This is a genomic window from Flavobacterium jumunjinense, from assembly GCF_021650975.2.
GTDB lineage: Bacteria > Bacteroidota > Bacteroidia > Flavobacteriales > Flavobacteriaceae > Flavobacterium > Flavobacterium jumunjinense.
Genome location: NZ_CP091285.1, coordinates 1,145,849 through 1,171,128, shown reverse-complemented (window position 1 = coordinate 1,171,128; position 25,280 = coordinate 1,145,849). Strand labels below are relative to the sequence as shown.

Here is a 25,280-nt window from a genome sequence, read left to right as displayed (position 1 = left end):
AGTGCAAAAATAGAATTTAGTAGGTAATGAAAGAATTAATTTCACATAAATAGTTAATTTTGAAAAAAAGACGTTTATGTTAGATGAATCTCCAAAACGATTTGACCGAATAATATCCATTCTAATTCAATTACAATCTAAACGAATTGTAAAAGCTCAAGAATTAGCAGATCGGTTTGAGGTAAGTTTGCGCACCATTTATAGAGATATTCGTTCTTTGGAAACTTCTGGTGTTCCTATTTATAGCGAACCAGGTGTTGGTTATTCACTAGTAGATGGTTATCGATTACCACCTGTAATGTTTACTCGTGAAGAGGCAACAAGTTTTATCGCTTCTGAAAAATTAATGGAAACTTTTATCGATAAAGAATTGGGCAAACACTATGCTTCTGCAATGTTTAAAATAAAATCTGTTTTAAAAAACACAGATAAAGATTGGCTTTCGTCTATAGAATCAAAAGTTATTATTCAACAACCCTCTGTACATTTATTCAACGAAAAAGTTCCTGATGCCATGAGTATCTTGTTTAAAAGTATAGCCAATAAAACACAAGTAAAATTGCTATACCAAGCTTTTGATTCAGATAGTTTTGAAAGAATTATTGAGCCTGTTGGAGTTTTTCATGATAATAACAATTGGTATATTTTTGGTTTTTGTCATTTACGAAAAGATTACAGACAATTTAGAGCCGATAGAATTCAAGGCATTGAACAAACCAATATCCTTTTTGTAAGAGAACACAATACCTTAGAGACCTATCTGAATAAAGAAAAAGAGTGTCCTACAACCCAAGTGATTCTTTTAGTAGATAAAAAAATTGTAAAATATCTTGATTATGAGAAAAAATACCACGGTTTTGTGTCACAAAAAAAAATAGATGATAAAATTGAAATGATTTTCTTAAGTAGAGATATAGAAAATGGCTTTTCAAGATGGCTATTAATGTTTGCCGATTATGCTACAATCATAGAGCCTCAGCGATTAAAAGAAAGAATGCTTGAAATGTTAGAATCCTATAAGATTAATCTTTTGAAATGAAAAAAAAACCGAAAACAATAAGCGTTTTCGGTTTTTTAGCTATTATTCTCTTGTCCAAAAGAAAGGAGGTTCAATTCCTAGTGCACGTAAATATACATAACCTTGTCCACGATGATGAATTTCGTTATCAATAAAATAGAGAATATTTTGAATAATTGGAGCTTCATATTGACCAAAAAGGTTAAAACTTATTTCAAAATCTTCAATAGCAATTTGTTTAAAATACTGATTAATTTCTTCTGTTGCTTCATCCCATTTTTGTAAATACTGTACTTTTGTAGTAAGTGTTTCTGTTTTCTCTTCTGAATACGGTTCTTCTGTACGATTTACAATTCCTTTTAAGCCCGGTACTGCAATAGATAATAATTCTGAAGTTAGTTTAGAAAAAGATCGCATGCCACCAATTGAAAACTCAAAAAAATCTTTTTCAGGAAAAGCTTCAATTACATGTCTAGTTAAGGCACGATGCCCTTGCCAATGTTTTAATAATTGCTCAGAATTAATCACTTGAGGTGCTGTTGTAGTGTTCATAATGTATTTTTTATTTGATTATGATACAAAGGTAAATGGGCTATATGACAACAGTTTGTCAGTAGGAATTTTAAAGTGTAATAAAACAATTGTTCTTTTCAAAAAACATCATCCATTGTTTAAAACACTCTTATATTGACATTAATAATTTCAAATTTGACATTTTTTAGTTCATTTTTAATAGTATAATGGTCATTTTTTACATTAAAAATGTCAAAAATAAAGTTAAAAGTTAAGATTTAATTACTATAAATGTTAAATTTGATAATTAAAGTATCAAATCTGACCATAAAAAATTCATTTAAAACACTTTTAATGTAGCTCGAATACTAAATTGCTCCACCATAATTGTAAAAAGGATATGAAATCGCCATTAACAACAAGTTTGCGTAAGCAAACACCAATAAAAATAAGCGATACCATATGACAAATAAAAAACAATAATAATCTACATATGAAAAAAGGGAAAAACAATATTAATACAGGAAAAATACTGGCAGATTACATACAATCTTATAAAATTAATAAGACCGAACTAGGAAATGCTATCAATAGAAGAGGAATTTCTATTTTAAATTATACTAGAAACAGTAGTATTCAAACGGGTATATTAATTGAGATTTGCTATGCTTTAAAACATAATTTTTTTAAAGAAATTGCAGACCAACTTCCAGAAGATTTTACAACAAAAAATAAGAAAGATAAAAGTTTAGTTTCTGAAAAGGATCAACTCATAGCCCAATTACTAGAAGAAAACAAAGTCCTAAAAATTCAAAATGACTTATTAATGAAGTTGAGAAGTTAATGGATATTAATTGTATTTAAAGTAGTATCATTCTAATAAAAAACGGCTCACTTTCGCAAACCGTTATTACTGTATACTAAAAACTGAACACTAACTGTTCATAATAGATTCAATCTCATCAACTTCAATAGGAATATTGCGCATTAAATTAAATGGTTCTCCTTTTGATTGGATTACAACATCATCTTCTAAACGAATTCCAAAACCTTCTTTTGGAATATAAATACCTGGCTCTACGGTAAAAACCATGTTTGCTTGCATAGGTTCATGAAGTAAACCATAATCATGTGTATCTAATCCCATATGGTGAGACGTTCCATGCATGAAATATTTTTTATAAGCAGGCCAATCTGGATTTTCATTTTGAACATCAGCTTTGTCTAATAATCCTAAGCCTAATAATTCAGAAGTCATTAATTTGCCAACTTCAACATGATATTGTTTCCAGATAGTTCCAGGAACTAACATTTTTGTTGCTTCGTTCTTTACATTTAAAACAGCATTATAAACAGCTTTCTGACGGTCATTGTATTTTCCTGAAACAGGAATCGTTCTAGTCATATCACTAGAATAATTAGCATATTCTGCACCAACATCTAATAATAATAAATCACCAGGATTACATTGTTGATTGTTTTCAATGTAGTGCAACACGTTTGCACTATTCCCAGAAGCGATAATAGGTGTGTAAGCAAAACCTTTAGAACGATTTCTTAAAAACTCATGTGCAAATTCTGCTTCAATTTCATATTCCATTACGTTAGGTTTTACGAAGTTTAATATTCTTCGGAAACCTTTTTCAGTAATGTCACACGCTTTTTGCATTAAATCTAATTCTTCACTTTCTTTTACAGAACGAATACGTTGAAGAATTGGATTCGATTTTTCTACTTTATGTGCTGGATAATTCTCTTTCCACCATTTTACAAAACGTGCTTCACGAGTTTCGGTTTCAATAGTCGCACGATAATGTTCGTTTGTGTTAATGTACATTGTTTCTGCATAAGCCATTACTTCTTTTAATGTCTTATGGAAATCTTGTAACCAAATTACAGTTTTAATTCCAGAAACTTCAAAGGCTCTTTCTTTGGTTAATTTTTCACCTTCCCAAACTGCAATATGTTCGTTTGTTTCTTTTAAGAATAAAATTTCTTTTAAATTATCATGAGGAGCATCTGGAAAAAGTAATAAGATACTTTCTTCTTGGTCGGCACCACTAAGATAAAAAATGTCTCTATGTTGTGCAAAAGGCATAGTACTATCTGCACTAACTGGATAAATATCGTTAGAATTAAAAATAGCAACGCTATTAGGTTTCATCTGTGAAACAAATTTCTTGCGATTTTTCACAAACAGATCGCTCTCAATTTGATGGTATTTCATAAGTATAAGGTTTTTTATGTTGTCAACCCCAAAATTAGCGATGTTTACTATAAAACAGGTAGCCAAATGGCTTTATTTTATGTTTTTCCGAATCCTACTCATATGTCGTGTTGAAATGCCTAAAAAAGAAGCTAAGTAATGTAGCGGAACTTCTTGAAGTAGTTTTGGTTCGTTGATTAATAGTTTTTTATAGCGCTCTTCCGGAGTTAGTGTTAGTAAATCGACTCTATAATCATCAATTAAACAAAGTTGACGTTCAATAAGATTAAAATAGAATTGATGAAATGCATTGTTGTTGTTTATTAGATTTTTAAAGGTATCTAAATCAATAATCCATAAAGTACAATCAGAAATTGCTTTGATGTTTTTTCGAGAAGCAACTTTGTTAATGAAGCTGTTTAGTGAACTTGTGACAGAATTTTTTAAAGCCAAATAGCTTGTTTTTTCTTCTCCAAGAACCATAATAGAGTGTTGAAGTATTCCGCTTTCAACATAACAGAAATGGGAACAAATTTCACCTTCTTTTATGAAATAACTGTTTTTGTTTAATTCAATTTTAGAAAATTGTTCAACGGCTAAATTAATTTCATTTTCAGAGATGGTATCTTTAATAAACGATTTAATATAGGTCGCAAAATGTTTCGAGGTATCTTTAATTTCCACTGCAAATACTATTTGTAAATTCAAAGTTATAAAGATATTGAAAAGAACAGCTGTTAAAATGGAAATAAAAATTTTGTGAACCTTTATAAATTCTGTATTTTTCAGCAAATTTTTTTATAATGAAAAGTAAATTTCTTCTTTTAGTTTTGTTTTTTCAAAGTTTAATTTGGGCACAAAACAATATGTTTTCAGATGTGAAACTTCAAAATATTGGACCAACAATTATGAGTGGTCGAATTGTTGATGTAGCTGTGAATCCTGAAAACCCAACGGAATTTTATGCAGCTTATGCTTCTGGTGGACTTTGGTACACAAATAATAATGGAACAAGTTTTGAACCTGTTATGGATAGCGCCCCAACATTAAATTGTGGTTCTGTTACTGTTGATTGGAAAACTGAAACGATTTGGGTTGGAACAGGTGAGGTAAATTCCTCACGATCTTCTTATGCTGGAATTGGAGTTTTAAAATCGGCTGATAAAGGAAAAACGTGGGAAAATATTGGTTTAAAAGATAGTCATCATATTAGTCGCATTTGGGTAAACCCGAAAAATAATAATGAAATTGTAGTAGCTGCTTTAGGTCATTTGTATTCTCCAAATGAGGAGAGAGGTGTTTTTAAAACGCTAGATGGTGGAAAAACATGGCAAAAAACTTTGTTTATTAATCAAGACACAGGAATTGTAGATTTATCGGTAGCATCGGAAAATTCAAATATAATGTTTGCAGCTGCTTGGGAAAGAGAGCGTAAAGCTTGGAACTTTAAAGGAAATGGGAAAGGTTCTGGAATTTATAAAAGTGATGATGCTGGAACTACTTGGAAGTTAATTTCCACCGACGGAAGTGGTTTTCCAAATAATGAAGGGGTTGGGAGAATTGGAATTGCTGTATTTAATCAGAATGTTTTATACGCAATTGTAGATAATCAAAACAATAGACCTGAGTCAAAAACGAAAACAGATGATAAATTGCCTATGCCAGAAATGTTTAGTGCTCCTGGTGAGGTTTTTCTTCAAAAAACGAATAAAGAGATAAACGCATATTTAAAGAAACACAATCTAAGAGAAAAATATAGAGCGCAAACTTTAAAAAATTGGATAGAAAAAGGCGATTTAAAACCTATTGAAGTGAAAGCTATTCTTAAAGACGCAAATAAAGCACTTTTTGAAACAGAAGTTATTGGGTGTGAAATTTATAAATCGTTAGATGGAGGAAAAACATGGAATCTTACGCATGAAGGTTTTATTGACGATTTGTATTATAGTTACGGTTATTATTTCGGAACTATTTCTGTCGATCCGAATAATGAAAATAGAATCTATTTTGGTGGTGTTCCTCTTTTGTTTTCAGGAGATGGCGGAAAAACTATAGAGATTATTAGTAAAGAAAATGTTCATGCAGATCATCATGTAACTTGGATAAACCCTAAGAATCCAAATCATATTATTAATGGTAATGACGGTGGAATTAATATTAGTTATGATAATGGTGCGCATTGGATAAAATGTAACAATCAAGCAGTTGGGCAGTTTTATGCTGTGAATGTTGATAATAAAGAATCGTATAATGTCTATGGAGGTTTGCAAGATAATGGAGTTTGGGTTGCAAATAATAACTATTACCCATCTGTTTCTTGGCAACAAGAAGGAAAATATCCTTATGAAAGCTTAATGGGTGGAGATGGAATGCAAATTCAAATAGATAATAGGAATTCTGATGTTGTTTTTACAGGGTTTCAATTTGGTAATTATTATAGAATTGATCGTGCGAATCATAAAATGGACTTTATTTCTCCACAAGCTAAAAAAGAAGAAGAACCATTGCGTTTCAATTGGCAAACACCAATTCTGTTGTCTTCTCATAATCAAGATATTTTGTATATGGGCTCTAACTTTTTACACCGGTCAATGAATCAAGGAGAAAGTTGGGAAAAAATATCACCAGATTTAACGAAAGGTACTGTTGAAGGAAATGTGGCTTTTGGAACGATTACTTCTTTTTCTGAAAGTAAATTTCAATTTGGGTTGTTCTATGTTGGTTCAGATGATGGTTTGGTTCATGTTTCTAAAGATGGCGGTACAACATGGCAGAAAATATCGGATAACTTACCTCAAGATTTATGGGTGTCAAGAGTAATTGCTTCAAGTCATGAAAAAGGACGTGTTTATATTGCTTTGAATGGGTATCGAAATGATGACTTTAAAACCTATGTTTATGTTTCGGAAGATTTTGGAACAACTTGGAAAAGCATAAAAGCTAATTTACCAGAAAGCTCAGTGAATGTTATTCTTGAAGATACAGAAAATGAAAACTTATTATTTGTAGGTACTGATAACGGTTTGTTTGTTTCCTTAGATAAAGGGAAAACATGGGAAGAATTTTCATCTGAAATGCCAAATGTAGCAGTGCATGATGTTGTTATTCAGCCAAAAGCAAAAGAGCTAATTGTGGGAACGCATGGTCGTTCGTTGTATAAAGTTGGGATAGATAAATTACAAAAATTAACTTCAGACATTACAAGTAAGTCTTTGTATGTTTTTGAAGTGCCTTCAATTAAAAAATCAGAACGTTGGGGTAATAGTTGGAGTGCTTGGGGGGAACCATATGAGCCTAAAGCAGCAATTTGGTTTTATTCTAATGCTAACGAAGAAGTAGAAGTGATTATAGAGAATGAAAAAGGAATTGTTGTTTTTACTAAAAAAGTGATGTCAAATAAAGGATTAAATGTTGTTGAATATGATTATATTTTATCGGAAGAAGTGGTTGCTAAGTTGAAGAAAAAAGATAAAAAAGCAGTGTTTGAAAAAGCTAGTAATGGAAAACAATACGTGCTTCCTGCTAAATACAGCGTCAATATTAGAAAAGGTGTTGAAGCTGTTTATACTAACTTAGAAGTAACGGATAGTAAGAAAGCTTAACTTAATATGTAGAGAAGAGGATTTAAAGTAATAGCTAAATACTCTTCTCATGATTATCTGTTTTCTTCGTGCCAAGACGTATAACCTATTCTTACTCCTAATTCAGCTAAAGACATTGCAAATTCATCGCACTTTTGAATGTCAAAATCTAATATTAAATTAATTGATTTATTTAAAAATAGAAAATCGACCATTTTTTTTGCTTCTTTAGCATTAACTTTCGTGTTATTTACGATAGTTAGTATAATTTTCATACGATATATCTTTTCATTACATCCTAATAGTTCCAAATGTTTCATAATTAACTCTTTTAAAAAGTATTGTAGCATAGATTTGTCCTAAAAAATCCTAAAGCATCTTTAAGTTAATCATCATGTTTAATTTTTATTTATCTAACAAAAATAGTTATTCGAAATTAAAAATATACTCATAAAAAATGCCCTGAGATTTTCTCAAGGCATTTTCGTCAACCAAATTTTGCTTAAAAATTAAAATTGCGCTACTTCAGTAGAGTCTTTCATTGCTGTAGTGGAAGATCTATTGTTAGTAACGGTATTTTGAACAGCATCAAAATAAGTTGTTCCCACGAACCCTTGATGTTTTACTGCTTTGAATCCTTCTTTTTGTAATGCAAATTCTCTTTCTTGTAATTCTGAATAACCTGCCATTCCTCTTTCTCTATAGGCTTTTGATAGTTCAAACATACTTGTGTTTAGAGCATGAAAACCAGCTAAAGTGATGAATTGAAATTTATATCCCATTGCTGCTAAATCTTCTCTAAAGGTTTCCATTTCTGTTACACTCAATTTAGCAGCCCAATTGAAAGATGGAGAACAGTTATACGCTAACATTTTTTCTGGATATTTCGCATGTATGGCATCTGCAAACTGTTTCGCGTATTTTAAGTCTGGATTACTTGTTTCCATCCAAATTAAATCAGCATAAGGTGCATAGCTTAATCCTCTATCAATTCCTTGTTCAATTCCTGATTTTACATGAAAGAAACCTTCGCTTGTCTTTTCACCAGTCAAGAATTTAGCATCTCTAGGGTCAATATCACTTGTTAATAGATTTGCTGCATCAGCATCAGTGCGAGCTACAATTAGTGTTGGTACATTCATTACATCTGTAGCTAAACGTGCGGCAACTAATTTATTGATTGCTTCTTGTGTTGGGACTAATACTTTTCCTCCTAAATGTCCGCATTTTTTGGCAGAACTTAATTGATCTTCAAAATGTACTCCAGAAGCTCCTGCTTCAATCATAGCTTTCATTAATTCGAAGGCATTCAAATTACCTCCAAATCCTGCTTCCGCATCTGCTACAATAGGTACTAAGTAATCTTTTCTGTCTTCTACAGGAGTTTGATTCACCACCTGTATTTGGTCGGCTCTAAGTAATGCTTTGTTTATACGCTTAATTACCATTGGCACACTGTTTACTGGATATAATGATTGGTCGGGATACATTTCTCCTGCTAAATTAGCATCAGCAGCAACTTGCCAACCACTCAGATAAATGGCTTCCAAGCCTGCGTCTACTTCTTGAATTGCTTGATTTCCAGTTAAAGCGCCTAGTCCTGCAACAAACTCTTGTGCATTTAGTTTTTTCCAAAGTTTTTCTGCACCAATTTTCGCAATGCTATGTTCAATTTTGTAAGAACCTTGTAGTTTTATAACTTCTTCTGCGGAATATGGACGTTCAATGTTTTTCCATCTTTCGTTAGTTAACCATTCTGTTACCAATTCTTGAATTCTTGTTTCTGCTGTTTTCATTATGTATTGTTGTTAGTTGTGTTATATGTGTTTATATGCAATTAGAGTTAAAAAGTCGATAAAATTATAGTTGACTACTAATATGTCTAGTAGTTGTTCTGCTAATTTATAGCGCTGTTTTTCATGAATTTCATCACCTACTTCATGTTTTATTTTTTCATATTCTTGCATGGCAATCTTATCATAATATTTCTCAGTTAATGGTTTTCCATTGTCTAATACAACTGTATTGCGAAGCCATTGCCATAATTGCGATCGAGAAATTTCTGCTGTAGCTGCATCTTCCATTAGGTGGTTTAAAGCTGCTGCTCCCTGACCATTTAGCCAAGAGGTAATATATAGCACAGAAATTCGAATGTTCTTCCGTACTCCTTCTTCTGTAATTGTGCCTTTCGGTACTTCAAGTAGGTTTTCTTCTGTAATATTTAATTCGTTTCTTTTTAAATGGATTTGATTTTTTGTTGGCATATTTTCATCAAATACAGTCATTGCAACTTCAACCAAATCAGGATGGGCTACCCATGTGCCGTCATGTCCATTTTTGACTTCACGTTCTTTGTCTGTTTTTACTTTTTTAAATGCAATTTCATTTGCTGCTTCATCATTTTTAATGGGTATTTGTGCTGCCATTCCGCCTATTGCATGAATGTTTCTTTTGTGGCATCTTTGAATAACTAATTGAGAGTAGGAATTCATGAATGGACTTGTCATTGTCACTTGGTCTCTATTTGGAACTATAAATTTTTCGTTATTTCTTAGTTTCTTGATGTATGAAAAAATATAATCCCAACGTCCACAGTTTAGTCCAACGATATAGTCTTTTAATTCATAAATTATTTCATCAAGTTGAAAGCTTGCAGTAATGGTTTCAATAAGTACAGTTGTTTTTATTGTACCTTTTTCTATGCCTAAGTAATCTTCTGTGAATTCAAAAACTTCATTCCACCATCTTGCTTCTAAATAGTGTTCGAGTTTTGGTAGATAGAAATAGGGAGCAGTTTTGTTTTCTTTTAGTGTTTTGTAATTATGAAATACGTATAAACCAAAATCTATTAAAGAGCCAGAAACTTCTTGGTTGTTTATTGCAATATGTTTTTCATTTAAATGTAAACCTCTTGGTCTTATTATTAAAACAGCTGTTTTGTCATTTAGTTTGTACTCTTTATTTTTCTTTTCATCGAATAAATGTATGGTTCTGGTATTGGCATCTTTTAGGTTTTGTTGCCCTTGCATTAGATTGTCCCAAGTAGGAGAAGTGCTGTCTTCAAAATCAGCCATAAAAGTTTTCGCTCCAGAATTTAAAGCGTTGATGACCATTTTTCTATCTACTGGTCCTGTAATTTCTACTCTCCTGTCTTGAAGATCTGGTGGGGTTGATGCAGTAATCCATTCTGATTCTCTTATTTTTTTAGTTTCTTTTGGAAAGCAAGGAAGTTCACCGTCATCAAATTTTTGTTGTTGCTTTTTTCTTTCTTCTAATAAGTTTAATCGTTTTGCATTAAAATTTGTGTGTAAATGACATAAATAGTCTACTGCTGTATTAGTCAGAATGTCTGGATATTTTGAAATTCCCTTTTTAGTTAATTCAAAAATTGTTTCGATTTGATTTTCCATGAGTTAAATAATTTGTTATCACAATATTATAAAAAAGTTTTTTACAAAACAAGCGAACGTACGCTAAAATTTAAAATTAAATATTTTTCAACATTTTGTTATTTAGCGTATATTTGAAAATGATGAATTTAGAAAGAGAGTATATAAAGTTGATTTTTGGGCTGAAGCTTAAGCAAGCACGTACAAATAAAGATTTATCATTATTTGGCTTGGCAAAAATTACAGGTTTGTCTAAATCTTATTTGAATGAAATAGAAAAAGGTAAAAAATACCCAAAAACAGATAAGATTATTCTTTTATCAGAAAAGCTAGAAGTGTCTTATGATAATATGGTTTCATTGAAATTAGATAATAATTTGGCGCCAATTGGTGAGATTTTAAAATCGGGGATATTAAAGGAAATTCCTCTTGATCTTTTTGGGATTCAAGAGAACGATTTAATTGATATTATTGCTAATGCACCAGCGAAAGTGAATGCGTTTATTAGTACAATTATTGAAATTGCACAACATTATAATTTAAGTAGAGAGAGTTTTTTTCTTGCTTCTTTGCGTTCCTACCAAGAAGCGCAAAATAATTATTTTGAGGATTTAGAACAAAAGGTGTTAGATTTTGCTAAAGCTTTTCATATTGATTTAGATGTTGAGATTTCTTTAAATGAATTGAAAGCTATTTTAATTGAAGAATATAATTATAAAATTGAAGAATTGGTTTTTAATGAGCAAAAGGAATTAGGTGATTTGCGTTCTATTTTTGTTGCAAAAAGTAAAACGCTATTAATTTCCAATGATGTTGATGCGTCGCAAAGAGCGTTTATTTTTGCTAAAGAGATTGCTTATAATTATTTGCAAATTGAAGAAAGATTATATACATTTAGTTGGATAAAATTTGAAAACTTCGACCAAGTCTTAAATAATTTCTACGCCTCTTATTTTGCGGGTGCATTATTGTTGCCTAGAAAAAAGATGATTGAGAAACTTAATGTCTTTGTTGCGAAAGAAAATCCAAAACCACAAGAATTTGTCCAATTAATAAATGATTTTAAGGTTTCTCCAGAGTCTTTTTATCAGAGATTAACGAATCTGTTACCTAAGGATTTTCAATTGAAGAATTTGTTTTTCTTGCGAATGTCACATGAAGTGGGTGGCGATAATTATAAGATTAAAAAAGAGTTACATATAACCAATCAGCAAGAGCCACATGCTAATGAGATGAATGAGCATTATTGTAGGAGATGGGTTTCTGTTCGTACAATGGTAGAGTCTTTGAAGCAGAAAAACGAACATTTTTTCGATGCTCAGATTTCTTCTTATGAAAATAGTAAAAATGAATATCTTGTTTTTTCTTCGGCTACACCAGATCCTTTTAAGAAAGATCATGTGAGGAGTATTTCTGTAGGTATTTTGATTACAGCTACGTTGAAAAAGAAATTCAAGTTTATTGAAAATGAATCTATTATTAGGCAAGTTGTGGGTGTTACTTGTGAGACTTGTGCAGTTAAAGATTGTTTGCAAAGAGCTGCGGCTCCAATACAATTAGAGCAAAAGATAAGAAATGAAAACACCAGTGCGATTGTGAATGATTATATAGAAAAATATAGTTAGTGTGTTTTTTACATTAATGTTTTTAAGCTGTTGATTGAAATATAGTTGCGTTTTTTTCGTTATTTATATATAAATTCATTTAGTTGAATTGGCTTTTTTGTAAATTTAAAAAAAAAGAGAGATGAATTGGAGAGTGAATTTATTTATTGTTTTTGTGTTAATGGCGTTCTTCTCTTGTACAGACAAGGATGATGAATTGGTTAATGAGGAACCACAATTAATAATAAAATTTCAATTTGATGAAAATCAAATAAGATTAAATAATTTAGGTCAACCTTCTTCTGTTCCGCTAGGTAATGCGGCACAATCTCCTGTTTTTAATTCTATAAGTGCACATTATTTTGAATTAGCACCAAATGCTTATACTCAATTAGGTCAAGGTGCCGTTTTGTATCATGCTCCAGAAACATTGCAAGGAGGAGATTTGGCAATAGATTTTTCGTATTCAAAAATTGTTTCAGAAGGAGAAGTTTTTTTATCAATACCATTAAGTCAAGTTACCCAAGGGAATTATGAATATGTAAGAGTATCTTTGTCGTATCAGAATTATAATGTTTCAGTATTGAATAGCGGAATAGATTACTCGGGTGTGTTAGAGAGTTTTGTTGGGTATAATACGTATATAGCAACGCATAGCATTGGGAATAATATTTTTAATGTTAATGCAAATAAGTTACAGGGTTATTGGGCTTTTGCGTTAAATGAATATCCTTATTCAACATTTGGACAAGCTCCTCAGAATGCAACTACAGTTCCTAATCCAATTGCTTCAACTTCTCCAATTCAGCCTGGGTCTTGTGTTGTAACGGGTAAGTTTTTAGAAAGTTTACTTATAAATGGTACTGAAGCTAGAGATGTTGTAGTTACTTTGTCCTTATCTGTGAATAATAGTTTTGAATGGGAAGAGGTTAATTTTGATGGTAAATATGAACCTTCAGCTGGTGAAAAAGTAGTTGATATGGGATTGAGAGGCTTGATTCCTAGCTATGTAAAGTAGGGTTTAATTGTTTTTGTTTGGAGTGAATGTGTTGTTTCTTTTTTAAATTCATTATAAATAAGCCACGAAAGGTTGTACTTAAAGTTAATATGCAGTATTTTTGATTGATTTTTAAAAACTAGAACAATCAAATAAAACTATGGCAAAATCAGCACTTCTAAAGTCATCTATTGCTAAAAAATACTGGATGGCTCTTACGGGTTTATTTTTATGCTTATTTTTAGCTGGTCACTTAGCTGGAAATCTTCAATTGATTTTTGGTGATGCATTACAATTTAATGAATATGCATTATTTATGACCACTAATCCGGCAGTAAAATTACTTTCTTATTTAACGTACATTTCAATTCTTTTTCATGCAATTGATGGAATTTTGTTAGCTTTTCAAAATAAAGCAGCAAGACCAGTAAATTATGCATACTCAAAACCTTCTGAAAACAGTAGTTTCGCATCACGTAACATGGCAGTTTTAGGAACTATTATTTTAGTTTTCATCGTAACTCACATGGTGAATTTTTGGGCTAAAATGCATTTTGAAAAGTTACCTCTTCAGACAATATCAGTTACAGACGAAGCTTCTGGAGCTAAACAAGAGTTTTATATAACAAAAGGCTCTGGTCAATCGAAATTTTTACCAAAAGATCAAGTTGATGGACAAAATTTATTAATAGAAGGTAATAAAATTTATATTGTAAAACCTGTTAGAGCAGAATTTGCTGAGGGTTATAAAGATTTGCATGCAATCACATTTGCATTCTTTAGAGATGCAAAGTATGGTTTAATTTTTACTATAGGTTATGTATTGGCGATGTTGGCTATGGCATTTCATTTATGGCATGGTTTTCAAAGTGCATTCCAATCATTAGGAATAAATAATAAATTTACACCAGTAATCAAGCTTTTAGGAAGAGGTTTTGCTGTTGTGGTTCCTTTATTATTTGCAATTATTCCATTATATATTCACTTTACTAAATAATCAACATCAGATATAATATGAAGTTAGATTCTAAAATACCAGAAGGACCATTAGCAAAAAAATGGACCGATTATAAAGATCATTTAAAATTAGTTGCTCCAAACAACCGTCCTAAGATTGATATTATCGTTGTAGGAACTGGTTTAGCAGGTGCTTCGGCTGCTGCTTCTCTTGGAGAAATGGGATATAATGTTAAAGCTTTTTGTTTTCAAGATTCACCGCGTCGTGCGCACTCGATTGCAGCACAAGGAGGAATTAATGCAGCAAAAAATTATCAAAATGATGGTGACAGTATTTACCGTTTATTTTATGATACAATTAAAGGTGGTGATTACCGTGCTCGTGAAGCAAACGTACATCGTTTAGCTGAAGTTTCGGGAAATATTATCGACCAATGTGTGGCTCAAGGGGTTCCTTTTGCACGTGAATATGGTGGAATGTTAGATAACCGTTCGTTTGGTGGAGTACAAGTACAACGTACTTTTTATGCTGCTGGACAAACAGGACAACAATTATTGTTAGGCGCTTATTCTTCTTTATCTAGACAAATAGGTTTAGGGCGTGTTAAAATGTATAACCGTCATGAAATGCTTGATTTAGTTAAGGTTGATGGTAAAGCTCGTGGAATTATAGCTCGTAATTTAATTACAGGTGAATTAGAAAGACATTCTGCACATGCAGTTGTTATTGCTTCTGGAGGTTATGGAAATGTGTATTTCTTATCAACAAATGCAATGGGTAGTAATGTTACAGCTTCTTGGAAAGTTCATAAACAAGGTGCAGCTTTTGCTAACCCATGTTATGTTCAAATTCATCCAACTTGTATTCCAGTACATGGAACAAATCAGTCAAAGTTAACGTTGATGTCTGAATCATTACGTAACTCGGGTCGTATTTGGGTTCCAAAGAAAAAAGAAGATGCTGAGGCTATTCGTGCAGGTAAATTAAAGCCTACACAAATTGCTGAAGAAGATAGAGATTATTACTTAGAAAGAAGGTATCCTGCTTTTGGTAACTTAGTACCTCGTGATGTGGCTTCAAGAGCTGCAAAAGAACGTTGTGATGATGGTTACGGAGTTGAAGCGAATGATACAAACGAAGGTGTATATTTAGATTTCTCTTCGGAAATTAAGAGTAAAGGTAAAGAAGTTGCTTATGCTCAAGGTAATCATGATCCTTCTGACGAAGAAATTATCAAGTTAGGAAAACAATGGATTGAAGAAAAATATGGTAACTTATTCGAAATGTATGAAAAAATTACTGACGAAAATCCATATGAAACTCCAATGAAAATTTATCCAGCAGTTCACTATACTATGGGTGGTGTTTGGGTTGATTATAATTTACAATCATCTATCCCAGGTTGTTTCGTGGCAGGAGAAGCTAACTTCTCAGATCATGGTGCAAACCGTTTAGGAGCTTCTGCTTTAATGCAAGGTTTAGCAGATGGATATTTTGTATTGCCTTATACTGTTTCTAACTATTTAGCAGATGAAATTCGTACAGGTAAAATTTCTACTGATGCGACAGAATTTGCTGAAGCTGAGAAAAATGTTAAAGATTCAATTGATAAATTCTTGAATAATGACGGTACAAAATCTGTAGATTATTTCCATAAAAAGTTAGGTCTTGTTATGTGGAATAAAGTAGGTATGGCTCGTAATGAAAAAGGATTGAAAGAAGCAATCGAAGAAATTGGACAAATTCGTGAAGACTTTTATAGAGATGTTTATGTTCCAGGAAGTTCAGATGAATTGAATCCTGAATTAGAAAAAGCACTTCGTGTAGCAGATTTCTTAGAATTGGGACAATTAATGGCAATGGATGCATTACAGCGTAATGAATCTTGTGGAGGTCACTTTAGAGATGAGTATCAAGATGCAGAAGGAGAAACGCTTCGTGATGATGAAAATATGTCATTCGTAGGTGCTTGGGAGTATAAGGGTCAAGATACAACTAAAGCAGTGCTTCATAAAGAAGATTTGAAATACGAATTCATTAAAATTGCAGCTCGTAATTATAAATAGTAAACAGTAATTAGTGAATGGTAAAAGTAAGTTAAGTGTATTTTGAATTATCACTATTTACTAAAAGCTAGTCACTCTAAAAAACAAGATTATGTCTTCAGCTAAAAATATAAATATTACCTTAAAAATTTGGCGTCAAAAAAATGCTAATGCAAAAGGAGGTATAGAAACTTATAAATTAGATAATGTTTCTACAGCTAGTTCGTTTTTGGAAATGTTAGATCAATTAAACGAGCAGTTAGTTAACGAAAGAAAAGAGCCTGTTGCTTTTGATCATGACTGTCGTGAAGGTATTTGTGGAATGTGCTCATTATATATTAATGGTAGATCACACGGTCCAGAAACTGGAACTACAACTTGTCAATTACACATGCGTAAATTTAAAGATGGGGATACTATCTATATCGAACCATGGAGAAGTAAAGCTTTTCCTGTAATTAAAGATTTAGTTGTAGACCGTACTTCTTTTGATAGAATTCAACAAGCTGGTGGTTTCGTTTCTGTAAATACTTCAGGAAATACAATTGATGCAAATTCTATTCCTGTTCCTAAAGATGATGCTGATAAAGCTTTTATGGCTGCAGCTTGTATTGGATGTGGAGCATGTGTTGCATCATGTAAAAATGGATCTGCAATGTTATTTGTTGGAGCCAAAGTTTCTCAGTATGCTTTGTTACCTCAAGGTAAAGTGGAAGCAACGCAACGTGTTCTTAATATGGTTCGTCAAATGGATGAAGAAGGATTCGGTAACTGTACAAATACAGGAGCTTGTGAAATCGAATGTCCAAAAGGAATTTCATTAGAAAATATTGCTCGTATGAATAGAGAATATTTAAAAGCTAGTATTATCTAGTTTTAAAAAAAATACATTACAAAAAACGCATTCAGAAATGAATGCGTTTTTTTGTTTCCTATTTTTCGTTGTAATGATTTTCTAATATGATTTTAGTATTTTGAATTACAATATCAACATCTTTTTTTGTAAAGATTAATGGTGGTTTTGTTTTTAAAACATTATCAGCGGGTCCATCAGTACTTATTAAAATATTTCTTTCTCTTAATTCGTTTTTAATGTGATGTGCTAATTCAGTGTCAGCTTCTGTTGTATTGTCTTTAATGATGTCAAAACCTAAAAATAACCCAGAACCTCTAATGTCTCCAATACAAGGAAATTTCTTTTGTAGTAGGGCGAATTCTTCTTTGTAATAGTTACCAATAATTCTTGCGTTCTCTTGTAGATTCTCTTCTTCGATTACTTCTAAAACAGCTAGTCCTATTGCACAAGAAACAGGGTTTCCACCAAAAGAAGTAAAAAACTCAACTCCAGTATTAAACGAATCTGCAATTTCATCTGTACATATTACTGCAGCCATTGGATGTCCGTTTCCTATTGGTTTTCCAATAACAACCATGTCTGGAATAACATTTTCCGCCTCATAGCCCCAAAAATGATCTCCAAGTCTTCCAAATCCAGTTTGTACTTCGTCACTAATACAAATTCCATCCTGTGCTCTTATTGCTTCGTAAACGGGTTTTAAATAGCCTTTAGCTAGCGGTATTTGTCCACCACAACCCACTATTGGTTCAGCAATGAAGGCAGCGATTTTATTAGGACTGGTTTTTATGTCATTTATAGCAATTTCTGCATATTGTTTTCCAGCCGTACCATCGTTTTTTGTAAACCGACCTCTATAGGTATCAGGAATTATAGTTTTAACTACATGCTTTTTTTGACCTTGTCCTTTTGGATTATTGAACTTATAGTCGCTAATATCTATGTCAGCTTGGGTGTGTCCATGGTATCCGTGTTCTACAACCATAACATTCGAATGTCCAGTATGTTTTTTTGCCATTCGAATTGCTAAATCATTTGCTTCACTTCCAGAAGTAACAAAAAATACTTTGCTAAGAGAAGGTGGGAATTTTGACAGCAATTTTTCAGCATAAATATTTAGAATTTCATATAAATATCGAGTATTGGTGTTTAATTTAGCCATCTGTTCTTGTCCCGCTTTTACGACTTTAGGATGCGAATGTCCAACATGTGGAATGTTGTTGTAGGCATCTAGAAACGTGTTTCCATAAGCGTCATACATATATTGAAATGTAGCTTTTTCAACATAAATAGGTTTTTTGTAACTGACAGATAATATCTTAGCGAGGTGTTGGTGTCTTTTTTCTTTTACTTGCTCGATATTTGGAAGTGTTTTTATTTTGAATCCAAGAGTTTCTTTAATTGTATTTGAGAAATAAATTGGGTTTGTTGCAACTAAATAATGTAGCATTTTCCAAGCTTTTTCTTCACTAATGAATGCGTGGTCGTTTTCTGGATTCGTTTTTCGAACGTGCGCAGAATTACAAACGCTAATCACTAATCGTGCAGCAATTATATAATATAAAGAATCAATCTCTATATTGGTTAACGGTTTTGCTTCATGGTATGATTTAATTATTGACAACGCATTGGTAAGATAGGTTTCATTATTATACGTTGCGTAAATAATTGCAATTGCCAATTCGTTTATTGTGAAAGAATAAGTTACATCTCCAAAATCTATTATTCCAGAGATATTATTGTCTTTAATTAAGACGTTCCATTCGTTAATGTCATTGTGAATAATACTTTTTCTTAGTTCTTCAGCTTTTGGAATTACATTAGCATCAAATTGATCTATAAAATAAGTAGCAACTCTTTTGTTTTCGACTTTGTCAATATCGTCTAAATATTTTTTATTCAAATATAGATTTTCAATGTTCCATTCCCATTTTCGACTTTTGTAAAAATAACTTTTAAATTTTTTTAAGTTATTATTTAATGTCGCAATAGTTTTTCCTAATGAAGATAATAGTTCTTCTGAGTTTATTTTTGTTTCTCCTAAAAATTGTCCTTCTATATATGACAAAAGTCTACAAATTCTTTCTTCATTATTAATATTGATATTTAATAAGGTTTCATTGTTGTTAAACTTGATTGGGTGTGGAGTTTCTGTGTCTTTAAAGTTTTGTAAATGAGTTAAAACTCTGTTTTCTTCAGTCAATAAATCATACGTATCTTCATTGTATGGATATGTTTTTAAAATATATTTTGAAGTATTAGTTTTAATGAGATAATTGAGGTTGTCATAACCTCCAAGTTGTATTATGGAATTGATCTCCTCCGAGAGATAACTCTGAATTGTTGTTGTCATTGTGGAATTGTGTGTTGTTTTAGTTAGTAAAGTAAAATTATAGTTTTTGCAATTGATTTAGACTAATTTTTTCTACTTTTATCCTGTAATATTTGAATAAAAATGAGAATAGCTATATTTCAAACTAAACTTGTTTGGGAAAGTCCAAAAGAAAATAGAAACCTAATTCAAGAATATATTGATTCTTGTGATAATTCTTACGAGTTGTTAATTTTGCCTGAAATGTTTACTTCTGGTTTTACAATGAATACGGAAAATGTTGCAGAACCAATGAATGGAGAAACAATTCAATGGATGCAATTCAATGCTAAAAATAAAAATAGTGCAATAATAGGTAGTTTGGTTATAGTAGAAAATGGGAATTATTTTAACCGACTTGTTTTTGTTTTTCCAAATGGTGAAATTGAATATTATGACAAGAGGCATTTGTTTACTTTGGCAGGAGAAGAGAAAGTGTATAAAAAAGGAACTGAAAAATTAATTGTTGAGTATAAAGGTTGGCGAATTTGTCCTTTGGTTTGCTACGATCTTCGTTTTCCAGTTTTTAGTAGAAATGTAGAGAACTATGATTTATTGATTTATGTTGCTAATTGGCCAAAACCAAGAATCAACGCATGGAATTCTTTGTTGAAGGCAAGAGCGATAGAGAATCTTTCTTACGTGATTGGAGTAAACCGTATTGGTTTAGATGCTAATGGTATGGAATATATTGGAAGTTCTCAAGTCAACGACTATTTAGGAGATGAAATAATCAATTGCAAAGATGAACAGGGAATTTTTATAGTTGAAATTAATAAAGAGGAAATGCAAGAAACAAGAAATAAATTAAATTTCTTGAATGATAAAGATGTTTTTAAAATAGAATTGTAATGATTTATAGTGTATTTAATTTAGAAGAATAATTACTCTTCTAAATCAAATTCTTGTTCAACGTCCCAATTGGCTCTAACATCTACTCCTTTTGGGAAATAAATAATTTGTTCTGCTTGCCTTTTTTCTAAATAACTTCCAGTATCCCAAATGTTATTTTTGTTGTCATCATAGATGACTCTAAGAGTATAAATTCGAGGTTCAATAGATTCGAAAAATATAGGTTGGTCATCGTTTCTAGCTTCTCTTGCAATTATTTCTCCTTTATCTGTAAGTATTTCTAAGATATAAGGAAATCGGTCAATATTTTTAACAGTGACATTTAGGTTTCCATAGTCGGAAAGTGCTTTCGTACTAAATGTAAAAAGTAGCGAATCGTTTTGAGTAGAGTAAAAATCGGTTATTGCTCCAGGTAATAATTCAATTTGATACTTTTGACTTTCTTCTTTCTTGAAATCAAAAATTATTTTTTGTTCAAATTCATCATAATTGTATTCGAAAGGAATAGCTAAAGAATCTTTGTTTAAAAGGATTATTTTGCTTTTATCTATAGTATTTATAGGTGTTTTAGTTTTTAAACTGTATGAATCTCTGAAGTTTAAATTACTTTGAGTAGGATTAATGTCTAGCGAATCGGTAAGTTTTAGTTCTTTGATTTTCGTCTTAAAGGATTTGATATATTCTCCTTTTTCTACAGTTATTACAAGAGAATCAGGTTTAGAGATAGGGAAAAACAATTGAAGAGAATCTCTTTCTTTTTCTGGATATCGAGTAATTCGAAAAGGAATTTCTTCTTCGCCCATTTTTGCAGAAACTTTAACGTCTTTTGCGTCACCTTGAAAACCAATAAAGAACTTATTGTTCGACTGCTGAATTGGTCTGTCAAATTTCAATTCGGGTTTTTCCTTAAATAATTCGAGTTCATAAATGGTGTTGAAAATTGGAAGAGTGATAGATTCATCTATAAATGCAACTTTGTCTGATTTTGGATCGTATTTGTAATTGTTGTTTTTATCTTTTAATGCAATTATTCTATATTCACCAGCTTTTAGGTTTTCTAGCGCAAATACTTTTAAACTGTCTAATGTGTTAGTAACATAAAGAGGTGTTTCTTTGTAAATAGTAGAGTCTTGAAATGTAGTTGCATCATATAATTGGATGGATACAAAATTATCAGGTTTCTGTTCGTAAGCATCTTTAATTCTTCCAGCTAGAACCAATGAGTCAATATAGGTTCCTGTAGAAAACACATATTTAAATTGAGAATATGGGTTTCCTTCATTGTTGTCAGTAATACTTTGTCCGAAATTAAAACTATATGTTGTGTTCGGTTTTAGTTCGTCTAATAATTTTACTGAGATAAATTTACTTGCACTTCCTTGTGGAATAATAAGTGGTTTTTTCTCTAATGGTGGAGAAATAATTAACTGCTTGTTTATGTCTTTTACTTTAATGAGTTCATTAAAATAAATCTTAATTTCTTTACCTGAAAAATTGGTGCTGAAATTATCAGGAGAACTTGAAGTAATTTTTGGTGCAATGGTGTCTTTTGAGCCACCATTAATGGTTCCTCTTTTAGCACAACTCGTTATAAATGTGAATGTGCCAATGACTAATAGGAGTAAAATTAAATATATATTTTTCATCTTTATTCGAAAATCATCACAAAATAACAACTATATTTAATGTAAACATAATTTTTTGTTTTTTTTATGATTATGTGTAGGCAATGGCAATAATACTAACTTTTGTATTAGGGATTTTTAATAATGCTTTTGCGCAAGATTCTATAGTTGAACCCGTAGTTATTACATCGTCAACAAGTAGAAAGTGTTTGTTTTGGAACTCAATGTCTGTTTTAGCTTCAAACGATTTTAAATTGATGGCTTGTCTTTCTTCTTTGTTTTTCTTTGTTTGGGTAGAAGTATTTTTGTTTCTGAATAAAATTTCAGAATTGTATGGAATTTCAAGCTCTTTAGATAGTGTTTCGCAAAAAGTAGTTACTTGGTTATAACCTCTTTTCTTCATTTTTTCGGGATGAAGTGGAACAGGAATTATATAATCGATTTTGTTAGTGATAATTTTGTTTTTAATTTCTGGAATGTAAAGTTTTCCAAGGTAATTTCCAATCTCCTGTCTGTTTTTGTATTTAAGTTGATGAATCATTTTTTGAACTATCCCATCATGTGAAAATACAAGCATGGAACAGGCAAATTCAATATCAATTAGTCCGTAAAATTTATTTTTAGTTTCATTATTGTCTGTAAGATGATGATTCGTAAAAGGCAAATTATGAACACAGCTTGTGCAGAGAATTTTTTCGTTTTTAATCAGAAGTGAGTTACAACCATCACATAAAGTTGGAAATAATAATTTAAACAGATTTTTAAGCATTTTGACGATTATAAGTTAAAACATTGTATAAATTTATTTAATTTAATGAAAAATACTCTCAATGACGCTAAATAAAAAAAATATTCTAAAAATATCTATGGCAATATTTACAGTCATAGTCTTCTTTTCTTTTTTAGGATATCATGATATTTGCGTTAAGCATGAAGCATATATTGAAAGAGCAGAAACAGAGAATAAATTGCTCCAAAATCAATTTGATGAAATATTAAAAAAATACGATTCGTTGAATTCAACAATTGAAGAAGCAGAACTTATTGAAGTTGAAGAAGCGATTAAATCAGCAATTGAAAGTTCGAATAATTTTGAAAATAATTTCGATGCTAAAAACGAAAATAAAAGTTTAGAAAGTCAGATTGAAAGGTTGAAAAATGCGATTAGTGAGGATTCTGAAAATATCGTTGAAATTAATGATAGAATTCAAAATAACAAAAAATCATTAGATCAACTAGAGTCAATCAAAAGTAATGACAAGAGAATAAGACACGATAAATTATCTGCTTTGAATGTTACGGCAAGAGGCGTGAAGATTTTGTCAGATTTATATGCTAAGAAAAGAGAACGAAAAATTCAACAGATTAGAGTTTGTTTCACTCTTCAAGGAAACGAGTTTATCAGACAGGGCAATAAAGATATCTATATACAAGTTGTGAATCCTAAAAATCAAATTATTTCTGCAGAAGACACTTCGATTGCATTAAATGATATAAAATTACTTTACAGTGCTAAGGTTGATGCTCTTTATAATCAGAAAGATTTAGATGTTTGTGCCTATGTAAATTTAGAGTCGAACAAAACAATAAAAGGTAAATATATAATTAATATTTACAATTCTTTCTCGAAAATTGGCTCTACAATTTTCGAATATGAATAAACTTTAAATTATTCCTTCAATTTCTTTTCTTTATTAGAAACCTATTTTTATTTTTGTGCTATGGCAAAACAGGAAGATTTTTTTAAAAATGTAATTTCACATGCTAAAGAATACGGATATATTTTTCCGTCTAGTGAAATTTATGATGGTTTAAGTGCAGTATATGATTACGCACAAAACGGGGTAGAGTTAAAAAAGAACATTCGTGAATATTGGTGGAAGTCAATGGTTCAAATGCATGAAAATATTGTAGGTATAGATGCTTCAATTTTTATGCATCCTACAACATGGAAGGCTTCTGGACACGTTGATGCCTTTAGTGATCCTTTGATAGATAATAAAGATTCTAAAAAAAGATATCGTGCGGATGTTTTGATTGAAGATTATGCTGAAAAGATAAATATAAAAGCGCAAAAAGAAATCGTAAAAGCAAAAACTCGTTTTGGAGAAGCTTTTAATGAAGAAGAATTTGTTACAACAAATGAACGCGTTAAAGGTTATTTAAAACAAAAAAATGATATTTTACAACGTCTGGCGCGCTCATTAGAGAATGATGATCTTGCAGATGTGAAATCATTAATTGAAGAATTGGGTATCGCTTGTCCTGACTCTGGTTCTAAGAATTGGACAGAAGTACGTCAGTTTAATTTAATGTTTGCTACTAAAATTGGAGCTTCAGCAGATACTGCAATGGATTTGTATTTACGTCCTGAAACAGCTCAGGGTATTTTTGTTAACTTTTTGAATGTTCAAAAAACAGGACGAATGAAGATTCCATTTGGAATTGCTCAAACTGGAAAAGCATTTAGAAATGAAATTGTTGCAAGACAGTTTATTTTTAGAATGCGTGAGTTTGAACAAATGGAAATGCAGTTTTTCGTGAAACCCGGAGAAGAAATGCACTATTACGAGTTTTGGAAGGAAACACGTTTAAAATGGCATTTATCATTAGGATTAGGAAAAGAGAATTACCGTTTCCATGATCATGAGAAATTGGCTCACTATGCAAATGCTGCTGCAGATATTGAATTTGATTTTCCATTTGGATTTAAAGAATTAGAAGGTATTCACTCTAGAACGGATTTCGATTTGAAAGCACATGAAGAGTTTTCAGGTAAGAAATTACAGTTTTTTGATAATGAGACTAACTCTAGTTATGTTCCTTATGTAGTTGAAACTTCTGTTGGTTTAGATAGAATGTTTTTATCCGTTTTTTCGAAAGCATTACAAGAAGAAATCTTAGAAGATGGTTCTACAAGAACAGTTCTACGTTTGCCATCGGTTTTAGCTCCTACAAAAGCAGCCGTTTTACCATTAATTAAAAGAGATGGTTTGCCGGAAATTGCTAAAAGTATAATTGAAAACTTGAAATGGGATTTCAATGTGGCTTATGATGAAAAAGATGCTGTTGGAAGACGCTATAGAAGACAAGATGCCTTAGGTACTCCTTTTTGTATTACTGTCGATCATCAAACAGTAGAAGATAATACTGTAACTATTCGTCACAGAGATTCTATGGAGCAACAAAGAGTTGCTATAGATGAACTAGGAAAAATTATTAATGATGAAGTTTCAATGAAAAACTGGTTAATGAAGATGTAGTT

At 31.2% G+C, this 25,280-nt stretch carries 20 protein-coding genes; 11 read left to right on the top strand and 9 right to left on the bottom strand.

The annotated features are described in order from the left end of the window. Nucleotides 1-76 precede the first annotated feature (76 nt). A complete protein-coding gene (locus L2Z92_RS05335) occupies nt 77-1,039 on the top strand; it encodes a helix-turn-helix transcriptional regulator (protein WP_236457800.1) in 963 nt (320 codons plus the stop codon). Between the two features lie 42 nt (nt 1,040-1,081). Here L2Z92_RS05335 and L2Z92_RS05330 read toward each other — a convergent pair whose 3' ends face one another. Then, entirely contained in the window at nt 1,082-1,570 is a 489-nt protein-coding gene (locus L2Z92_RS05330; protein ID WP_236457799.1) for a DinB family protein, read from the bottom strand. Nucleotides 1,571-2,024: 454 nt separating this feature from the next. Here L2Z92_RS05330 and L2Z92_RS05325 point away from each other — a divergent pair, with 454 nt between their 5' ends. Further along, nucleotides 2,025-2,375 carry a hypothetical protein gene (locus L2Z92_RS05325; protein ID WP_236457798.1) on the top strand — a complete coding sequence of 117 codons (351 nt, stop codon included), beginning with the start codon at nt 2,025-2,027 and terminating at the stop codon, nt 2,373-2,375. Between the two features lie 90 nt (nt 2,376-2,465). Here the strand turns inward: L2Z92_RS05325 and L2Z92_RS05320 are convergent, their stop codons facing one another. Together L2Z92_RS05320 and L2Z92_RS05315 are read right to left on the bottom strand one after the other, a co-directional pair. Next, entirely contained in the window at nt 2,466-3,758 is a 1,293-nt protein-coding gene (locus L2Z92_RS05320) for an aminopeptidase P family protein (RefSeq protein ID WP_236457797.1), read from the bottom strand. Nucleotides 3,759-3,830: 72 nt separating this feature from the next. Further along, nucleotides 3,831-4,445 (bottom strand): Crp/Fnr family transcriptional regulator, encoded by a 615-nt coding sequence (locus L2Z92_RS05315; protein WP_236457796.1) that lies wholly within the window; start codon nt 4,443-4,445, stop codon nt 3,831-3,833. A gap of 95 nt (nt 4,446-4,540) precedes the next feature. On the opposite strand from L2Z92_RS05315, the gene L2Z92_RS05310 reads away from it, so the two are divergent. Next, complete coding sequence (locus L2Z92_RS05310) at nt 4,541-7,339, top strand: VPS10 domain-containing protein (RefSeq protein ID WP_236457795.1); 2,799 nt, start codon at nt 4,541-4,543, stop codon at nt 7,337-7,339. Between the two features lie 53 nt (nt 7,340-7,392). Here L2Z92_RS05310 and L2Z92_RS05305 read toward each other — a convergent pair whose 3' ends face one another. The 3 genes from L2Z92_RS05305 to aceB all read right to left on the bottom strand — a co-directional run bounded on the left by L2Z92_RS05305 (nt 7,393) and on the right by aceB (nt 10,728). After that, the gene (locus tag L2Z92_RS05305; protein ID WP_265210649.1) at nt 7,393-7,593 is read right to left on the bottom strand and encodes a hypothetical protein; all 201 of its coding nucleotides are present in this window, start codon (nt 7,591-7,593) and stop codon (nt 7,393-7,395) included. A gap of 234 nt (nt 7,594-7,827) precedes the next feature. Then, nucleotides 7,828-9,114 (bottom strand): isocitrate lyase, encoded by a 1,287-nt coding sequence (gene aceA, locus L2Z92_RS05300; RefSeq protein WP_236457793.1) that lies wholly within the window; start codon nt 9,112-9,114, stop codon nt 7,828-7,830. Nucleotides 9,115-9,135: 21 nt separating this feature from the next. Continuing rightward, nucleotides 9,136-10,728: a malate synthase A gene (aceB, locus tag L2Z92_RS05295; protein ID WP_236457792.1), complete on the bottom strand. Its 1,593-nt coding sequence runs from the start codon at nt 10,726-10,728 to the stop codon at nt 9,136-9,138. Nucleotides 10,729-10,850: 122 nt separating this feature from the next. Between aceB and L2Z92_RS05290 the strand changes: the two genes are divergently transcribed. From L2Z92_RS05290 to L2Z92_RS05270, 5 genes are all read left to right on the top strand, one after another. Next, a complete protein-coding gene (locus L2Z92_RS05290; RefSeq protein WP_236458823.1) occupies nt 10,851-12,332 on the top strand; it encodes a helix-turn-helix domain-containing protein in 1,482 nt (493 codons plus the stop codon). 121 nt (nt 12,333-12,453) lie between these two features. Beyond that, nucleotides 12,454-13,329 carry a hypothetical protein gene (locus L2Z92_RS05285; protein ID WP_236457791.1) on the top strand — a complete coding sequence of 292 codons (876 nt, stop codon included), beginning with the start codon at nt 12,454-12,456 and terminating at the stop codon, nt 13,327-13,329. Nucleotides 13,330-13,468: 139 nt separating this feature from the next. Beyond that, entirely contained in the window at nt 13,469-14,305 is an 837-nt protein-coding gene (locus L2Z92_RS05280) for a succinate dehydrogenase cytochrome b subunit (protein WP_236457790.1), read from the top strand. A 17-nt stretch (nt 14,306-14,322) separates the two neighbouring features. Next, on the top strand, nt 14,323-16,332 hold the full coding sequence (locus L2Z92_RS05275; RefSeq protein WP_236457789.1) for a fumarate reductase/succinate dehydrogenase flavoprotein subunit: 2,010 nt from the start codon (nt 14,323-14,325) through the stop codon (nt 16,330-16,332). 91 nt (nt 16,333-16,423) lie between these two features. After that, a complete protein-coding gene (locus L2Z92_RS05270; RefSeq protein WP_236457788.1) occupies nt 16,424-17,185 on the top strand; it encodes a succinate dehydrogenase/fumarate reductase iron-sulfur subunit in 762 nt (253 codons plus the stop codon). 58 nt (nt 17,186-17,243) lie between these two features. Here the strand turns inward: L2Z92_RS05270 and L2Z92_RS05265 are convergent, their stop codons facing one another. Then, nucleotides 17,244-19,520 carry an aminotransferase class III-fold pyridoxal phosphate-dependent enzyme gene (locus tag L2Z92_RS05265; RefSeq protein WP_236457787.1) on the bottom strand — a complete coding sequence of 759 codons (2,277 nt, stop codon included), beginning with the start codon at nt 19,518-19,520 and terminating at the stop codon, nt 17,244-17,246. A gap of 102 nt (nt 19,521-19,622) precedes the next feature. On the opposite strand from L2Z92_RS05265, the gene L2Z92_RS05260 reads away from it, so the two are divergent. Continuing rightward, nucleotides 19,623-20,390 carry an amidohydrolase gene (locus tag L2Z92_RS05260; RefSeq protein ID WP_236457786.1) on the top strand — a complete coding sequence of 256 codons (768 nt, stop codon included), beginning with the start codon at nt 19,623-19,625 and terminating at the stop codon, nt 20,388-20,390. A gap of 32 nt (nt 20,391-20,422) precedes the next feature. Here L2Z92_RS05260 and L2Z92_RS05255 read toward each other — a convergent pair whose 3' ends face one another. Next, entirely contained in the window at nt 20,423-22,036 is a 1,614-nt protein-coding gene (locus tag L2Z92_RS05255) for an Ig-like domain-containing protein (RefSeq protein ID WP_236457785.1), read from the bottom strand. Nucleotides 22,037-22,106: 70 nt separating this feature from the next. Then, nucleotides 22,107-22,784 (bottom strand): ComF family protein, encoded by a 678-nt coding sequence (locus tag L2Z92_RS05250; RefSeq protein WP_236457784.1) that lies wholly within the window; start codon nt 22,782-22,784, stop codon nt 22,107-22,109. A 61-nt stretch (nt 22,785-22,845) separates the two neighbouring features. Here L2Z92_RS05250 and L2Z92_RS05245 point away from each other — a divergent pair, with 61 nt between their 5' ends. Continuing rightward, complete coding sequence (locus L2Z92_RS05245; RefSeq protein WP_236457783.1) at nt 22,846-23,676, top strand: hypothetical protein; 831 nt, start codon at nt 22,846-22,848, stop codon at nt 23,674-23,676. Between the two features lie 60 nt (nt 23,677-23,736). Beyond that, nucleotides 23,737-25,278 carry a glycine--tRNA ligase gene (locus L2Z92_RS05240; protein WP_236457782.1) on the top strand — a complete coding sequence of 514 codons (1,542 nt, stop codon included), beginning with the start codon at nt 23,737-23,739 and terminating at the stop codon, nt 25,276-25,278. Nucleotides 25,279-25,280 lie beyond the last annotated feature (2 nt).

Coding starts and splice junctions, on each gene's coding strand:
- L2Z92_RS05335 (WP_236457800.1), top strand. CDS start 77: ATGTTAGATGAATCTCCAAAACGATTTGACCGAATAATATCCATTCTA.
- L2Z92_RS05330 (WP_236457799.1), bottom strand. CDS start 1,570: ATGAACACTACAACAGCACCTCAAGTGATTAATTCTGAGCAATTATTA.
- L2Z92_RS05325 (WP_236457798.1), top strand. CDS start 2,025: ATGAAAAAAGGGAAAAACAATATTAATACAGGAAAAATACTGGCAGAT.
- L2Z92_RS05320 (WP_236457797.1), bottom strand. CDS start 3,758: ATGAAATACCATCAAATTGAGAGCGATCTGTTTGTGAAAAATCGCAAG.
- L2Z92_RS05310 (WP_236457795.1), top strand. CDS start 4,541: ATGAAAAGTAAATTTCTTCTTTTAGTTTTGTTTTTTCAAAGTTTAATT.
- L2Z92_RS05305 (WP_265210649.1), bottom strand. CDS start 7,593: ATGAAAATTATACTAACTATCGTAAATAACACGAAAGTTAATGCTAAA.
- aceA (WP_236457793.1), bottom strand. CDS start 9,114: ATGAAAACAGCAGAAACAAGAATTCAAGAATTGGTAACAGAATGGTTA.
- aceB (WP_236457792.1), bottom strand. CDS start 10,728: ATGGAAAATCAAATCGAAACAATTTTTGAATTAACTAAAAAGGGAATT.
- L2Z92_RS05290 (WP_236458823.1), top strand. CDS start 10,851: ATGAATTTAGAAAGAGAGTATATAAAGTTGATTTTTGGGCTGAAGCTT.
- L2Z92_RS05285 (WP_236457791.1), top strand. CDS start 12,454: ATGAATTGGAGAGTGAATTTATTTATTGTTTTTGTGTTAATGGCGTTC.
- L2Z92_RS05280 (WP_236457790.1), top strand. CDS start 13,469: ATGGCAAAATCAGCACTTCTAAAGTCATCTATTGCTAAAAAATACTGG.
- L2Z92_RS05275 (WP_236457789.1), top strand. CDS start 14,323: ATGAAGTTAGATTCTAAAATACCAGAAGGACCATTAGCAAAAAAATGG.
- L2Z92_RS05270 (WP_236457788.1), top strand. CDS start 16,424: ATGTCTTCAGCTAAAAATATAAATATTACCTTAAAAATTTGGCGTCAA.
- L2Z92_RS05265 (WP_236457787.1), bottom strand. CDS start 19,520: ATGACAACAACAATTCAGAGTTATCTCTCGGAGGAGATCAATTCCATA.
- L2Z92_RS05260 (WP_236457786.1), top strand. CDS start 19,623: ATGAGAATAGCTATATTTCAAACTAAACTTGTTTGGGAAAGTCCAAAA.
- L2Z92_RS05255 (WP_236457785.1), bottom strand. CDS start 22,036: ATGAAAAATATATATTTAATTTTACTCCTATTAGTCATTGGCACATTC.
- L2Z92_RS05250 (WP_236457784.1), bottom strand. CDS start 22,784: ATGCTTAAAAATCTGTTTAAATTATTATTTCCAACTTTATGTGATGGT.
- L2Z92_RS05245 (WP_236457783.1), top strand. CDS start 22,846: ATGACGCTAAATAAAAAAAATATTCTAAAAATATCTATGGCAATATTT.
- L2Z92_RS05240 (WP_236457782.1), top strand. CDS start 23,737: ATGGCAAAACAGGAAGATTTTTTTAAAAATGTAATTTCACATGCTAAA.